This window comes from Ktedonobacter sp. SOSP1-85 (genome assembly GCF_016587415.1).
Lineage (GTDB): Bacteria > Chloroflexota > Ktedonobacteria > Ktedonobacterales > Ktedonobacteraceae > Ktedonobacter.
The window spans coordinates 5,059,443-5,075,764 of sequence record NZ_BNJI01000001.1 but is presented as its reverse complement, the minus strand read 5'-3'; the positions used below and the strand labels follow the sequence as shown (position 1 = coordinate 5,075,764).

Annotated in this window: 11 protein-coding genes; 5 read left to right on the top strand and 6 right to left on the bottom strand. The window is 49.9% G+C overall.

Going from position 1 to position 16,322, the window contains the following annotated elements; all coding sequences use genetic code 11:
- Positions 1-110 precede the first annotated feature (110 nt).
- Positions 111-1,673, bottom strand: a complete 1,563-nt coding sequence (locus KTE_RS21180; RefSeq protein WP_201384381.1) for a class I SAM-dependent DNA methyltransferase — start codon at positions 1,671-1,673, stop codon at positions 111-113.
- 708 nt (positions 1,674-2,381) lie between these two features.
- Between KTE_RS21180 and KTE_RS21175 the strand changes: the two genes are divergently transcribed.
- From KTE_RS21175 to KTE_RS21160, 4 genes are all read left to right on the top strand, one after another.
- Positions 2,382-4,151 carry an AIPR family protein gene (locus tag KTE_RS21175; protein WP_201384379.1) on the top strand — a complete coding sequence of 590 codons (1,770 nt, stop codon included), beginning with the start codon at positions 2,382-2,384 and terminating at the stop codon, positions 4,149-4,151.
- A 770-nt stretch (positions 4,152-4,921) separates the two neighbouring features.
- The gene (locus KTE_RS21170) at positions 4,922-5,833 is read left to right on the top strand and encodes a hypothetical protein (protein WP_201384377.1); all 912 of its coding nucleotides are present in this window, start codon (positions 4,922-4,924) and stop codon (positions 5,831-5,833) included.
- A 181-nt stretch (positions 5,834-6,014) separates the two neighbouring features.
- The gene (locus tag KTE_RS21165) at positions 6,015-7,127 is read left to right on the top strand and encodes a DSD1 family PLP-dependent enzyme (RefSeq protein WP_201384375.1); all 1,113 of its coding nucleotides are present in this window, start codon (positions 6,015-6,017) and stop codon (positions 7,125-7,127) included.
- Between the two features lie 5 nt (positions 7,128-7,132).
- The gene (locus KTE_RS21160) at positions 7,133-7,384 is read left to right on the top strand and encodes a hypothetical protein (protein ID WP_201384373.1); all 252 of its coding nucleotides are present in this window, start codon (positions 7,133-7,135) and stop codon (positions 7,382-7,384) included.
- A gap of 39 nt (positions 7,385-7,423) precedes the next feature.
- On the opposite strand, the gene KTE_RS21155 is transcribed toward KTE_RS21160, so the two are convergent.
- Together KTE_RS21155 and KTE_RS21150 are read right to left on the bottom strand one after the other, a co-directional pair.
- On the bottom strand, positions 7,424-9,916 hold the full coding sequence (locus KTE_RS21155) for an ATP-binding protein (protein ID WP_201384371.1): 2,493 nt from the start codon (positions 9,914-9,916) through the stop codon (positions 7,424-7,426).
- 142 nt (positions 9,917-10,058) lie between these two features.
- Positions 10,059-12,248: a PAS domain S-box protein gene (locus tag KTE_RS21150; RefSeq protein WP_201384363.1), complete on the bottom strand. Its 2,190-nt coding sequence runs from the start codon at positions 12,246-12,248 to the stop codon at positions 10,059-10,061.
- A 365-nt stretch (positions 12,249-12,613) separates the two neighbouring features.
- Between KTE_RS21150 and KTE_RS21145 the strand changes: the two genes are divergently transcribed.
- Positions 12,614-13,105, top strand: a complete 492-nt coding sequence (locus KTE_RS21145) for a tetratricopeptide repeat protein (RefSeq protein ID WP_201384361.1) — start codon at positions 12,614-12,616, stop codon at positions 13,103-13,105.
- A gap of 56 nt (positions 13,106-13,161) precedes the next feature.
- On the opposite strand, the gene KTE_RS21140 is transcribed toward KTE_RS21145, so the two are convergent.
- From KTE_RS21140 to KTE_RS21130, 3 genes are all read right to left on the bottom strand, one after another.
- Positions 13,162-13,302 carry a hypothetical protein gene (locus tag KTE_RS21140; protein WP_201368937.1) on the bottom strand — a complete coding sequence of 47 codons (141 nt, stop codon included), beginning with the start codon at positions 13,300-13,302 and terminating at the stop codon, positions 13,162-13,164.
- A gap of 23 nt (positions 13,303-13,325) precedes the next feature.
- Positions 13,326-14,624, bottom strand: a complete 1,299-nt coding sequence (locus KTE_RS21135) for an MFS transporter (RefSeq protein ID WP_201384359.1) — start codon at positions 14,622-14,624, stop codon at positions 13,326-13,328.
- A 358-nt stretch (positions 14,625-14,982) separates the two neighbouring features.
- The gene (locus tag KTE_RS21130) at positions 14,983-16,320 is read right to left on the bottom strand and encodes an RNA-guided endonuclease TnpB family protein (protein WP_201384357.1); all 1,338 of its coding nucleotides are present in this window, start codon (positions 16,318-16,320) and stop codon (positions 14,983-14,985) included.
- Positions 16,321-16,322: the final 2 nt, after the last annotated feature.

The following is a 16,322-nucleotide window of genomic DNA, read 5'->3' as shown; positions in this document are numbered from 1 at the left end:
TTCTTTTTCTTGAGGGGCCTAGCGTTGCTGGCTTTTGATTCTATTTGCTCCAGTTTCTTCAAACTTTTTAAATGCACCTCTACCCGCGTCAAAACCAAACCCGTCTTCCGTCATAGTGTGAACCCCACTTGTGCCAGTTGTTTCCTGATTTCAGCATCTATTGCCTGCGATTGCTGCATTTGATCCGCCAGTTGAACGGTCAGGCGTTGCATTTTCTCGGCAAAGGTTTCGTCATCATCCTCAATTTCTTCTGCTCCGACATAGCGCCCCGGTGTGAGGACATAATCGTGGGCTTTTACTTCCTCTTTCTTCGCAGCATACGCGAAGCCTGGAACGTTCTGATATTTTTCTTTGGTTTCGTCGTCCGTCCGCCAGGCATGATAAGCGGTAGCGATTTTGGCAACATCGGCTTCATCAAACACGCGAGTTACGCGAGTTTCCATGCGCCCCAGCTTGCGGGCGTCAATGAACAGGATTTCCCCACGCCGATCACGACCATTGGTGCGTTTGTCTTTGGTCAGAAACCATAAACAAGCTGGAATCTGCGTATTGAAGAAGAGCTGCGGTGGCAGGGCAACCATACAATCCACCACGTCACGCTCAATCATTTCCTTGCGGATCACATCCTCATTACTCTGGTTGGAGGACATAGAGCCGTTTGCCAGCACTACACCTGCTAAACCGGAAGGTTTCAAATGATACAGGATATGTGACAACCACGCATAGTTAGCATTGCCAACAGGTGGGGGGCCATATTCCCATCGCGCATCCCAGGCGAGTTTCTCGTTCCACCAGTCAGAAATATTAAAAGGCGGATTTGCCATGATGTAATCCGCTCGCAAGTCCGGGTGCTGATTGCGGGTGAATGTATCAGCAGGTTCTTTACCTAGATTAAAGTCCATTCCCCTAATAGCCAGGTTCATTGCCACCAGTCGCCAGGTCGTAGGATTGCCTTCCTGTCCATAAATGCTGATGTCGCCAAATCTGCCGCCATGCGATTCGATGAATTTTTCGGACTGGACAAACATACCACCAGAGCCGCAGCAAGGATCATATACCTTGCCCTTATGCGGGGCGATGATTTCCACAATCACTTTGACGATAGAAGCAGGAGTATAAAATTGTCCACCCTTCTTGCCTTCAGCGTTTGCAAACTGGCCAAGAAAATATTCGTACACCTCGCCCAATACATCACGGGATTTTCCCTTCTCAAAGCCAATTTTAGAAATTAGATCGACCAGTTCACCCAACCTGCCTGGTTCAAGCTCTGTACGAGCAAAGCGTTTATCCAGGATATTTTTCAAGCGTGGATTTTCGGCTTCGATGGCAAAAAGTGCATCGTCTATCAGCCTGCCAAGATTGGGTTGCTTGGCATTATCGCGTATGCTCTCCCAGCGCGCAGTCTCCGGTATCCAGAATACACTGGCTTCTGTATAATAGTCCCGGTCTTCCAGTTCTCTTTCCAAACTGACCTGATCAGAGAGATAATATTCATCATTAGGATCGGTAAACTTACGACGCAACTCCGACCGGCGTTCGGAAAACGTATCGGAAACATATTTTAGGAAAATGAGACCGAGAACGATATGTTTATATTCGGCTGCGTCCATGTTAGAACGCAGTTTGTCTGCTGTTGCCCAAAGTGTTTTTTTCAATTCTTGGCTGACCATCATTTGTCCTAGCAATTTATATTTGTTACGGACTTATTAAGCCGACAATATAGCAAATTAATGAATAACCACCAATCTGTGCAAATATGTCAGCTCTTTAGTTTTGCTGCAACATTCTCTACAATTCTATCACTAATATCACCATCTGACTAGCTTCATCCGGTGCAGCAACTCTTCAGACTTAACCCAAAGGAGATTTTCCAGTGAGGGCAACGAGGCACTAGTGAAAGGACTGTCATTGCTTCAACTAATCGCAGTTAGTTCAAAGCTTGGCACAAAACATATTCACATATGCCTGGGCAGGGCTACGCCCCAAAACACCAAACACACCTCATCCTCGACCCGGCACCTCAATGGAAAAATATTAATATCGCTACCAATCATAACAGTGTGGGTATCATCCTCAGTGCTATTCATTATCATCCAAATTATCACCAAGACTGTCATGATGGTTCAGGTACCACAAATGATCAAACCATTTGCTCTTGAACGTTGCCATCCTTCCAAAGTACTAAACCTCTAAAAGCAAGAAGAAATACAATCTATGGGCTATTAAGTGAGAGCCAGAAGCAATTAATGCTGATTGTAGAGTGAAAAGTTAATATACTTGCGAATAGAAACTAAAACTATGTATAATGATCTTCTAAATACTAGCCCTTTGTTCAGGTAGAAAAGACACTTGAGGAGCACACTGAAGGGAGCCAATCAATAATGAATCATGCCATTCAGCCATCTTTTGATTTTCACGTAGATGATCTTCCCATATATTTGAGATCATATGACGATTTAGCCCAATATTTTAGCGGTCAACTACATGGATTAAATACAACCGAAAAAGGCAGCCGATTTGCCCACGCTGTGGCAAAATTAGTCCCCCAAACAGATATGGGAAGTGAGTTTGATCTACCTACATTGAACAGCAAAAAAACTAGAGATGAAGGTATAGACCTTATAGCAAAAAGAAAAGATGGCCGAACTCTTTATATTCAATCTAAATTATGGATCAATAAATCAGAAGACATTGACAACATAATAAGCAAATTTCATGCTTTTTCCCAGTCTACTTTGCAAGCTAACAATGGACAATTACTCATGAATTTTGACTCTTTGGAGAGCAGTTTTATGGTAGTCACCCTCTCTCCAATACAAGGATTATTAACGCAGTACAAAAAAAGGGCTTTTTCTTCAAAGAGTTTTTATAATGATTTAATACAAGCAAAACGCCTGCAAATTATAGACGGCCATCAAATCTTAACTATATTACAAGCCTCTTACAGCAAAATTAACAAAGTTAATACCAAGATTCAATTAGACTTTGAGACTGATATAATCCACAAAGATAACGTTTATATTGGCGTTCTTTCTAGCACCTCCTTAAGAAAACTTTATGACAAAATGGGTGATGCTTTATTCTTTGAAAATATACGGGACTTTCTCGGCATAAACAATAAAGAAAAAGCTAATAGAAAAACACCAAATAAAGAAATTGTCAAAACCATAGTAAATGATGCTGATAAAATGCTGTCAAGAAATAACGGTATAGTTTTTAGCGCAGCTAAAGTAGAAATGGGAGCATCGCCTAAAGAACTTACGTTGCATAACAGCAGTGTTGTCAATGGCTGCCAAACCACAATGTGCATTGTTGAACATGCAAAACAAGACTGTTACGTACTGGCCAAAATCGTTGAAATAAGTGAATCATGGGACATAGCAACCTCAGCCAACTACCAAAATTCAGTAGCAGATATTGATCTTGAATTAGCACAATACTTAAGACCTCAGCTTGTTAAAAGAGCAGCGGCAATATCAGGGGTCCAAGTTGATAGCCCTTTAAAATCACCTTTTCAAATCATTGAAGACATCTACGACCGAAAAGTTGTATACGAAGAGACTCGCCTCATTTACATAGGTATATTTAGCAAATCTCCTAAAAACATTTTTGAAGTACACTATAATCATTTAATGCAAGATTTACTGCAAAAGTTTTACAAGGATGATAAGTATGGCTCAAAGATATTTGATATAGTATTTTCTTTACAAACAGCTTCTCAGAGAGGCTTAAAATTAGCGCAAGAAACATTCAAAGACGAATCATATGCTAATTTATTTGACAGACTTTACAAAGAGGATAGCCTTTCCTACAGATGCTTTATTACTATTCTTGCTTTATGCGGGCTAGTGAACATTAACATCGCGAAGCGTGAGTCAGACCCAACATTAGAATATGAGAGAATGAAAAAATTTTTTTTAGAAGCTCAAAAGATGCTTGATAACAATAGTGAGGCATTTCTAAGATGTTACATTTACGCAGTTAAAGTATGGATGCAAGAAGTTAGTATCGATGCAGATCCTACAGAGATACAACAGAATATGTTTAGCCGAAGCAAAAGCCTTGACTTCAACAAGTTATATAGAAACTTTTGTGTTGAAAGAGACATGCAAGAAAGAATGGATAAATTCAATGCGACTAATATAAAATAAAAATTTTATAAATCTATCCAACGAGTTAATCTTATGGTAAATATTCTTTTTACAAGAAATAAAGGGAACTACAAGAAGAATAGTTCCCTTTTAAAACATATAATTGGCAAACGAGCTGGCCAGGAGAAAATAGTTAGCAATAAAGGTTAAGGCATGGTTCAAATCCATGTGACAATTGTGAACGAGGCGAGATAAAACCTAAAGCCTCTCTGGAAGCCATTTTGGAATTAATTTTTCGATCACCAGATCGTTCAAATTGTCACATTGGTTTGAGCACAGTTTGAACCATGCCTAAAACATTTAAAACCAATCATCCAAAATCGCCTTTTTTATCCCCTGCAATAGCAGTAACACAGAACTTATAAAACTGCTCCACAGGCCAACTTGACTATAAGAGGGACTTAAAATCCCCTGGCTTAGAAATTAAGCACGAGCTATACAGTTTATATTCTGACATCCATGCGCTCCTACCAACCCAAAGGCAATCATAAAATCACAAGAATCAAAACAAAGAAACCTGGGAGCAGTACCCAGGTTATTTTTTGCAAAAAATAGGATAAGGCGTCACGTTTAGGTGTTCATAAACTTCAAAGCGAAACATGAGAGCAACACAGAGTAATAACGACAAAACACGTACTTAGATAGAACTATATCAATACAAATTTTGTAATTATTCAGAAGGGTTGAGGGCAAAAGAGTTCGAAGATTCAGGCAACTGAGGGATGCCAGCCAGAAGATCCTCATTACACAACATCGACAAGGAGCAGAACATGCAGTCATCCGTACTTACGCACGAAGCCATTACATCTTCTTACGCACATGTCAGTGAGACACTCGCTGAGATCGCTCAAGCCTACTTCCTGCTTGGCAGACTCAAGGACGCTCAGCACCTGCTTTCCACTGCACTGCGCCTGCTAGAGGCGAGGGAGGCGACGCCACAGCCACGCCTCAGGCTCTTACTTCTCTATAGCCAGGTCCTCATCGTCGACCACTTGCTTACACGTGGGGAGACAGAGCTCATGTTCTCGATCATTAGCCAGGCCCAACAGGTCGCCGAAGCCATTCAAGATCCCCAGGGCCGCGCAGACGCCCTGAGCCTGCTTGGGCAGGCCCACTGCAATGCCACAACTATCGCAAGCTTGAAGAGCGGCGTTTCGCCCTTCGTTCCACAAGGGCAAGGGAGATACGACGAGGAACTTACCACGGCCCTTGCCTATCAACGACAGGCTCTGCAACAACGTGAGGCGCTCAACGATACACGCGGGATCAGCGAGTCCTACTTCCTAATTGGCCTGGTGCATGAGCGCTGGTGCCTGGATGAGCAGGCTCAAGACTACTACGCCAGGGCCAGTCAGGTAGCCGAGGAATCTGGACACGCCTTTGAAAGGACCGAGCCCGCCCGCCACACCGCATTGCACGCCTTAAAGCAAGGCCACCTGGAGCAGGCCCTCCCTCTAGCCCTACAAGCACTCAAGCTACGCGAAGAGGCCCAATTCCGCTCCTACCAGCCCCTGGATCACCTGCTCATCAGGGACATCTATCTCGCCAGGGGAGACACCGCCAGGGCGCAACACCATACCGAGGCCGCCTCCGCCATAGCCGCAGAAATGAGAATGGAGACACTAGTGACCTCTATGCCCAATATACGCGATATACTCACAGCTAAACACAAGGAAGAGTAGATACAACGCGGAAGAAATCAGAGTGGCGCGTTTCCCGTGGTAAAATGAAAACATTGCGGCAGATGCATGTAGCCTTCAAGGGCTCTCAATATCAAACCTCGTTTAAGAAGCCCTCTAAAGGACTGACATGCATTTTCCTCGCGCCACTCGTGACTAGAGACTTTAAGAAGGAGCTGCTGGTATGTATCATCCTCAGGTAGGAGATCCCCTGGAGGCACTCGACACGCCATCGATGATTGTGGACCTTGCATTGATGGAGGAAAATATTGTCAGGCTGATGCAACGCTTTCGCGAAAAACGGGTTCACGTCAGACCTCATCTCAAAACAGTCAAGAGTCCTGAGCTGGCACGCCTGTTGCTGGCGGCAGGCGCCATTGGAGGGTGCGTTGCCAAGGTCAGCGAAGCGGAAGTCATGGCGCAAGGCGGTATTGAGGATCTCCTGATAACGACCGAGGTTGTTGGTAAACCAAAGCTACTGCGGCTCGTTGACCTCGTGCGCCAGCACCCCAGGATCAAGGTTGTCGTAGATAGTTTTGCAGGCGCCCAGGCACTTGACCAGGCAATGAGTGCGGCCCAGGTCGAAGTCAACGTGCTCATTGATCTCAATGTTGGGCAGAACCGCTGTGGAGTACTGCCTGGGGAGGAGGCGCTCATGCTGGCGCAGCGGCTCAGCAAAATGTCCAACATCCACCTGGTTGGCGTTCAGGGTTACGAGGGGCATCTCCAGCATATACACGATCCAGAGGAGCGAGGGCGTCGCTGCCAGCAGGCTATGCAGGCCCTCACAGAGACTGCCGCCCAACTCCGAGCAAAGGGCTTTCCCATCGAGATCGTGACCACCGGTGGAACGGGAACCGCGGAGACCTGCGCCAATTGCGCTGGAATCACAGAGGTTCAACCGGGTTCTTTCGTGTTTATGGATACCGATTATCGTAACGCCCTCGGCCCAGCCTATGCCAATGCCCTGACCATTCTCTCGACGGTCATCAGTAAACCAACCCCTACCAGGGCCGTCGTTGATGCCGGTCTCAAGTCGCTCTCTATTGAGAGCGGCATGCCTGAACCTAAAGGCATGGCTGGCATTGCATATCAGCCAGGGGGAGATGAGCATGGAATTCTTACGTGGAGCATGAGCGCTGCATCCGCACTAACGCCGTTGGAGATTGGCGATCGTATTGAGTTCATCCCAAGTCATATTGATACCACCATCAACCTTCATGACACCTATTACGCCCATCGAAATGGAAGACTGGAGGCTATCTGGCCCGTTACCGCCAGGGGCAAAGTTCAATAATTCGTGTGGTGGCTGTTGTCGAGTTCCGTCGTGGAACACAAACGCCTATCTACCAGGTAGAGCACTGGGCGTTTGGGGAGCTGCTCCCCAAACGCCGAAGGGTACAGGTCCTCTATGATCCCTCTAATCCTGGTGGTTGCGCACAGGTGGGATTCGCAGATGGCGACTTGCTTGTCTACACCATCCTCGGCGTGTTGCTTGTCGGCTTGCCTATTTTCATCATCATAGGGATACTCACCCCCCTCTTGCCTGGGTAAAATTCCCAGCTCCCACCTTCCTTTTGCCCCCTCTTGCTATCAGCAAGGAGTCTGGTCAGCGCTGAGGGGGAGCGTAAACCAGAAGTGGGATCCCTGGCCGGGCGTGCTCTGCAAGCCCACAGTGCCGCCGTGTTGCTCCACGATGGTCTTGCAAATGTGCAGTCCCAGGCCGAGGCCGAGGCCATTCCCGCTCATGACGTTGATACCTTTAGCGCGATAGAAGCGCTCCCAGATGCGTTTCTGCTCGTCAGGGGTCAGGCCTGGCCCCTGGTCGCTTACTGTCACACGGACCATAGCATCTTCGGTCGTGATGGTTACCTCGATAGGCCTCTCAAACGCTGAGTATTTGTGCGCGTTGGTCACATAGTTATTCACGACCTGACCTAAGCGTTCAGCATCGCCATGAATAAGCAGTTTCTCGTCCGACTGCTTCAAGGTAATCATCCGGCCACCAGTTATCTGGCGCTGGTCCTCGACCGCCTCTCGTACCACCCGCCCAATATCGCAGGGCCGCATATGAAGCTCAAGTGTGCCCGCCCGAATACGCGAGACATCCAGCAGATCGCTTGCCAGGCGGCTCTGCACGTGCACCTGCTGCTCAGAACGCTCGAGATAGCGCTGGATCTTCTCCAGCAAGGTGGCGGAGGCCTCTTGCTCCTGCATCCGCTGAGAGCGCAGGGCTCGCAGTGAGCGTTGCGCTAACTGAATGTTGCCTTTTAAGCCGGTTAATGGATTCTTCAGTTCGTGACTGGCAATGCTCAAGAACTCATTAAAGCGACGATTGGTCTCCTGCAATGCCAGCGCATGCGCACGGGCCTCGGCCTGTTGCAAGAGCAGGTGTTCACGCTCATATACCAGTCCGGTCAGCTTGGCAACGGTCTTGATCAGGGTGTAGTCAATGGGCATAAATGGATCGTCATTCTGAGGTGAGATCAGGACGAGTGCACCAAGCATGCGGTTTCCCAGGAACATTGGCGCCTCGACCATCAATGGAGTATCTAACCCCTTCTGTGGGGACAGCTCATGCATCACGATCTCATTGTTGCGCAGGCAATCTGTATCTCGCTCCTGGGAAGAGGCAAAAGTTTGCCTGACGTCATGCCACCATGGTGCTTCCTGTACCTGGTCAGAATCACCTTCGTTCAGCAAGTGCCAGGTTACAGTTTCAGGATCAAGGGAGAGAATGCCTACGTCCTGGCAGTGCATGATGACAGATATAAGTTGTCTCAGGCATTGACAGGTAAAGCGCAGTGACGATGCCTGATCTGAAGAGGACACGTCAGTAGAGAGCGTAGGCTGCGTTTCTGGCAAGCGCGCCAGGGATTCGGCCAGCATCAGAAGCGCGTCCAGTGTTTCATGCGTGCGCCGCCCGAGCAGATAGCGTTCAGTTATATCGCGAAAGATGAGCACACCACCGTTGTCATGACCATGCGGATCACAAATCGGCCGCCCGGAGACACCCAGGAAGCGCCTCTCACCTCGCGCGTTCTCCCGCTGGATGATGACCGTCTTTTCTCCAACCAGGCGCTCACCTCGCAGGACGCGCATGATAGGTATATCCTCAGGAGCTATGGGGCGACCGTCTTCATCCCAGATCATCGTCCTCGCACGCTGGCGATCAAGCACATCATGAATATTGTTACATGAGGGGACCACAGACAAGAGGTGTCGGGCGGCATCATTCATACGAAGCAGCCCATTGCTGTCGCACACGAGCACGCCATCGCCCATGGCATCAAAGATAGCTTCTAGTTCCTGAACGCGTCGGTCGGCATCCAGTCGCGCTTGCTGCTCCTTACACACCAGTTCAGCCTGAGTTTTCTCTGCCGCACGCAACTGCTCCATCAACTCTTCCCGTTCAATATGCGAAATCAGAAAACGAGCCACAATTTGCATCAATTCCAGCTTCTCCGGCTGCTGCGTAAGTGGGCGTGGATGCGGGTCCTGAGAGCAAAGGGTACCATAAACACGGCCATCGCTGTAGAGCAGGGGAACACCAATATAGGACCCGATGTTGTACTCTTCGGTCGTGGGAAGTTGCTGGTAATAGGGATTACGCGTGGAATCTTCGACAATAAGGGGTCGCTGTGTGCGCCAGATGGTCTGACAATAGGTTCGTTTCAGTGGCCCCTCCGCTCCCGGTGCGGGAATCGATGTGCCTTGATTACGCGCCTCCATAATCTTGAGGGTATGCGCATCTATATGCCCCTCGCAGATCGTTTCTTCCGTCTGGTACATGCCGACCCGGGCGACAAAGAGGGTCTGGCAATCCAGGAAACGGCCTAGCATTTCAAGGGCAACGCGCATAGCCTCCTGCGAAGATTGAAAACTCTGGGCAGTCATCTGCGCCATGTCATGCAATATATGTGCACGCCCCTCCTCTGCTGGCTCCTGGTGACCAATAGAAGCCTGTTGCCCGCCAAGGCCTTTGTGAGTGAAGGCCGAGACTTCTCCAGGTAACGTGCTTGGCGTTTGACTGGCAGCATCTTGCTCGGTTGGTCGCTGAAATAGCTCGGAGGGCTGGTGTTCCATAATAGAGTTCCCTTTCTCCCATCATCGTCCTTGAAGGAGGGTCATTATCGGTATAACTGTGAAGACGATACGAATAGAGTATGCAATCGACATACCTGCTCGATTTCCGAAGAGAAATGAGGTTTTCCTCTATACCAGGTCGCTACAAGACCGGGTTGGATCTCTTGCGAGGAAGCGTTACGCGAAATGTAGAGCCTCTCCCCACTTCGCTCTCCACTGTGATCGTTCCCCCATGATGTTGTACGATCTCCTGGGCAATAGACAATCCCATCCCTAGACCTGGAATCGCTCGCTGGCTCAAGTCAAATGCACGGTAGAAGCGCTCAAAGATTTTCTCACACTGCCCCTGTGGAATACCAATACCGTAGTCTCGCACACCGATAGTGACAGCCTCGGTGGTAACATCCAGGTCGATATCGACTGTGGTGGCATCAGGCGAATAGGTGATGGCGTTGCTGATCAGGTTGATCAGGACCTGTTCGAGCCGGCCCTTATCGCCAATGAGCGTGCAAGGAGCAGAGCCATGTACCACGATGGTGTGATTTGTACTCATCAATTGTATCGTTTCGGCGATCTCATACACCAACGCCTCTATATCCACTGGTTCCCGGAGGTAGTCAAGCCTACCAGCCTGAATTTTGGAGACGTCCAGCAACTCTCCGATCAGGCGATCAAGGAGTTGAACCGGCTCCTCCGCTCTCAATAGCGTGGCCGCCGCCTCGCCAAACCCTTGCTTCAACAGCCGTGTCCTCGCCAGTTGCAAGCGCATCTTAATAGCGGTCAGTGGCGTCTTGAGTTCATGGCTGGCCATGCTCAGAAAGTTCTCTTTACGCATCTCCAGTTCCTTACGGGCAGAGTTATCGAGCACAAAGCAGAGATTCTGAGAGGGGTCAAAGGGCAAGGCCACGCCACCCACAAGTACAGGGAGACGGCTCCCATCTTTACACACATACTCCTTCTCATAGGGAATAAGTGTCTGATGCTGTACGAGCTCTTGCCGTGCCTGCTGGGTGCGCGCAAGAAAATCCGGATGTGTCATACGAAACCAGCCCATTTTCCCCTGGCGCAAGTCTTCCTGGCTATAGCCGGTCATACGCAGAAAGGTACTATTAGCCTCGATAATTTCATCATCCCTGGAGATAAAGATGCCTATAATATTCGAGTCCATCAGGGTACGCGCTCGCTCCTGGCTCTGATAGAGAGCGATCTCCGCCTTTTTCAGATCATCAACGTCTGTACAGGTTCCGACCCATTGCCGGATCGTCCCCTGCTGATCCCTTCGTGGCGTGCCTCGTGTGAGATACCAGCGATACGCGCAGGTTTCCATCTCCAGGAGCCGGTGCTCCACTTCATAGGATGTACCAGCATGCACAGCTGCTTGCCATGTCTCCAGCACACGCTGTCGATCATCGGGATGAATCCAGCGGCTCCAGCCATCATTCCCCTGGTCTTGTTCGGCAGTCGTAGCAGTATAATCGCGCCAGCGCTGGTTCCTGTAGGGGGTAGAACCATCAGGATACATTGCCCAGACAAAGTGAGGGATGATATCAAGCAATGTACGCCATTCTTCTTCGGCCTGCTTCCACTCGGTAATATTGAGGCCCACACAGGTCAGATACTCGATACGCTGCTCCGCATCGCAATGAGGAGTCATGACAAACGCAAGGTCACGGTAGCTTTCCGCCTGCGGGTAGAGTCTGACCTCAAAGTGAACCGTCTCGCCTCTCCTGGCCTGTTCAATGGCGGCGCGCAACTGATCTTGAGCAAGGGGCGCAGACCTCCAAGAAGGAAATTCAACCATTGGCCTACCGATGACCTCCTCTCGCCTGGCCTGGGCAGCCAGGAGAGGGCGCTGATTGATGTCGAGGATTAACCCTTCAGGAGTAAGAATGACGATTCCATCCGTAAAACTCTCCAGCAGGCTGCGATAGCGCTGTTCGCTCTTATAAAGAGCATCATACAACCGTACAGGCTCCTTACCTTCACGGAAAAAGGCCAGAACGCCGCCATTCGTCGGAGAGAGCTGCACACGCAACCAGCCCTGGGTGATTGGAGAGCAGTAGGTTATTTCAAGCGACTCCTGCGTGTGAATAGCTGTAGTAACGGCCTGGTAGAGCGCGGTACTTACAAGGTGTGGTGCGCTCTGCCAGAGGCTTGTCCCTAGCAACTCATGTTTGCTTGCTCCAAGCATGGCCGCAGCTCGCCTATTGACATACTGAATCGTTGCCGTCGTATCAAGGAAGAGCAATGCGTCGGACAGCGTCTCCAGCAAAGATGGCAGTTCGGGATATGATGTGAGTGGAGCACCCATTGAGGTATCATCAAGACACATAGCGTTACTTATCTCCTTTTTCCCTTGCTCAATCCTTTGGGCGAAAGGAGCATACTTGCTCGCTCAATGAAACAGTATATTGACGCCTGGCCGGGTTTTCACCATGCCACCCTTCCCTACAAATGCATTCTACAAAGGATAGCCATTATCACTATCACTGTACAAAGCCATCTTTTTTACAAAAGGCAAAGTTCAACTGTAATCCTGTATAGAAAAGACTACTCTCTAAATATGGAGTTGTCAATAGGATTGCGCACAACTTAATTTTCAGGGCCCGCTTGACAGATGGCATTGCTCGCGCGTATGGTTAACCTCTTAAGTACATTTCTCCTAGACACTTCGAGTTAAAAAGGGCATATACGCATATGACGATGCACGATCGCTTACAGCAAGCAATTCACCTCCGCGAGACTGGGCATGCCGAAGAGGCCCGCGAGATCCTGCTGGACCTGGTTGCCGCCGCTCCCGATGATCCTCAGATTAATTATCAGACTGCCTGGGTGCATGATAATTTAGGACTGGAGCATGAGGCGGTTCCTTTTTACGTCCAGGCCATTGAGCAGGGGCTTGCAGGCGCTAACCTGGAAGGGGCACTACTGGGCCTGGGGAGCACCTACCGGGCGTTGGGAGCATACGACCAGTCAATCGAAACTTTCAAACGTGGGATAAAGGAGTTCCCGCATAATCGCGCCTTCCCTGTCTTCCTGGCAATGGCTCTCTACAATGCCCGGCAGTACAGCGAATCAGTGGAACTCCTTCTAACCCAGCTCGCGGAGACGACCGCCGACGAGAATCTCTTGCGCTACAAGCGAGCGCTCTTGTTCTACGCCCCCCAACTTGATAAGACATGGGAGTAAGGTAGGTGCGATGGTAGGACCATGCCCACAGGCATGGTCCTACCATCGCACCTACCTCACGCACACATCGTTTGTGGCTCCTTCTCGGTAATGAGGAGCGCTTCGACCGCTCCATCTGGGTCCAGGTAGGCGATGGCATCCCCCAGGTCAATCAAGCCAAGCGCCTCTATCAGGTCGAGCAATTGTTCTTTTGTCATGGTTCTCTCTGTTTCAAAGATAGTTATGCTTCCGTAGTCTGTTGTGGGCTCTTCAACAAGGCAAACGCCACTCCAGCCATGCCTAACGATAAGGCGACACCGATGGCGAAGGTCGTCTGCGGGGTGATCCAGTGTCCGACGAGCGCTTGCGTCAGCGGGCCAAGCATCACGGCCAGAGAAATGGCTGAGCCACGTATCCCCATTACCTGGCCGCGATTCTTATCGGTCGTAGCACCCAGATAGATGCTGCCCATCGCTGGCTGCACCAGGGCACTTCCCAGCCCTCCCAGTACCGAGCCCAGCAGGAGCAGCGGATAGAAGGGGGCCGCAAACATAAACAGGTTCAGGCCGCCAAAGAGCAAGCTCCCAATCACAATGAGTGGCTTCTTCGGCAGGGTCTCGCTCAGACGACCCAGGAAGAGCGGGAACACGGCCAGGGCCAGCCCATAGGTGCTGATAATGATGCCATATTGGGCCGCGCTATAGTGCAGGACCTTTTCAAAGAAGAAGGGGTATTGCGGAAAGACAAATGGATAGGTGAAGATCATGCCAAAATCGATCACCAGGAATGGCAGGAAGAGCAAGACCAGGCCAAGAAGACTCAAATCTTGCTTGTTGCTCGTGATTGACCCCGACTTTACCTTTGGTTGCCGGGCCTCTAGCCGCACCGCATCCGGCAAGGTTTCGGGCACCATAAAGATTGCCAGGAGCGAAGCCGCCAACGCAATTCCGGCTGAGAACAGGAATGGGCTGGTAAAACCCAACGATTGGTAGAGGAAGCCGCCAATTCCGGGTCCCAGGGCAATCCCAACCGCCTGGGCCGTCGTGACAAAACCAATCCAGCGCCCCTGTCGCTCCAACGGAATGGTATCGCCAATCATCGCCATCGCCACAGGCATCAGACCAGATATCAGCATGCCCTCGACAAAGCGAATGAGAATAAACAACAGCGGCACATTCACAAATGCCAGAGCGATATTCGTGCCAATAAAACCAGCTAACGAGATAAAGAGAATAGGTTTACGACCAATACGACCCGCCCATGTTCCCATTGGTGTGCTAAAGAGGAACATGCCCAGACCAAAGGCACCTTCCATTAACGCCAGCGTCTCAGGTCCCAGCCCCAACGCTTGCAAACGCTGGGGAAAGACGGGGATGATAATCGCAAACCCGGTCATGATTAAGGTGACGCACCCTATGAGAAAGGTCAGAGCAAGAGTAATAGATCTTGTCTGTTTGCCAGGAGGAACCACACCGGGTTCCACCAGCACCGCCTCTTCAAGAGTGGGAGTAGTCGCATTATCAAAGTGTGTTGTCTGCATATATTTTATTCTTCCCTTTTCAGTGAGGGACAATATCCTTCTTGCGGAAATAATCTAATGCTTTCCTGATTTATAACCCCTCTCTACTACATTCTTATTCCTGAGATAAAAAACAGTATATCTGGCCAACAGGGATGCTGTCTTCACCTCTTCGGGTGATTGCGAGAAGGAGTTGTTCAGCTTTGTTGGGGAAGAACCAGGTGACAAGGCGCCCCTAACGGTTGACCTCAACCGTCAATACCCATCCGTTGTCTGGGGTGTGGACATCTAGGACACCCACGGTCCAGTTCTTGCTTCAACCGGGAGAGTTTCACTGAGTGGTGCCACTCAGCCAGCGCTCCGCCCGTCCACAAGCATTTTACGTCCGGTGCAACTCACCGTTGACAATATTCTTTAAAGCGCTTGATTCTTCTTTTGCCAGTTTCTCAAGGTTCTGTGAGGCGTTGCTATCCCGATCTTGAGGAACCTGATGCAGCGAACAGGCGGGGTTCTGGCAAAGAAAGATGCGATCTGAAAGCTGCATGTCTTCCCATTTCCAGCCACAAGCATGACATTGCTTGGAGGATGGGAAAAAGCGATCTGCAAAGATGAGGTGCTCCCCATTCCATGCACTTTTGTACTTCATTTGCCTACGAAATTCACCCATGCCCACATCGCTGATAGCGCGGGCAAGCTTTCGATTGTGCTTCATGCCCTCTACGTTAAGATCCTCCAGGCAGATCACCTGAGGACGGCGTGGGGCATTCGCCTCGGTAGCTCGGTGCAGCACCTTTTTCACCTGCTTTTTGACTTTCTTTTGCTCTGGCTTGGTTTTCGCTTCGGGGAGAAGAGAAGTCAGCGAGGTCTGCAGGGTGCTCCGCTCTTCTTTGGTAAGTGGGGCATGTGCAATCGAACTGGTGGCTTTGTGCAGGGCATCTTCACGAATATTGGCAATACGAGCGTGCAGCTTTGCTACCCGGTGGCGAGCCTTCTCACGATTGTTTGATCCTTTTTTGCAACGCGACAGATGACGTTGCGCACGCTTGAGGCATTTGAGGGAGGCGTTAAGGGCTTTGGGGCTTTTGATGGGTGGGCGACCGTCCGAGCAGACCGCGAGCGACGTGATACCGAGATCGACACCCAGAGGTGCCCTGAGAGCCGAAACCGGCTCAGGCACATGCTCTTCTACCAGCACCGCAACATACCACCTGCCTGCTCGTTCACTGATGGTCGCGGAGAGGACTTTCACTTCAGAAGTCGGGATATAACTGTGTTCTTTGAGGCGAATGGTTCCGAGTTTGGGCAGTTGGATACTGTCTTCAAAGACGTAAATAGGCTTATCGAGACGGAAGGAGCCAATTCCCTCGCTCTTCTTCTTGAAGGTCGGGAAGCCCAGACTTTGGTGCTTCTTCCCGGCTTTGCGCTCCCCGAGACGCCGAAAGAAGCTGTCAAAGGCTTGATCCAGGTCACGCAGGGCATTTTGATAAATCCACTTGGAAACCTTTTTGAGCCAGGGGAGATCGGTGTGTTTGTGGGCGGTCAGTTCCTTCTGAAGATCAATCGCAGAGATGCGCTTCCCTGTCGTCGCGTAGACTTCTTTTTTCCGAGCAAGACCGTAGTTGTAGGCATAACGAGCTACCCCCGCGCATTGAGAGAGAAGGATCTGTTGCTTCACCGTCGGATCGAGTTCCGTCTTGTATCCCCTGGTGATCTTCATAC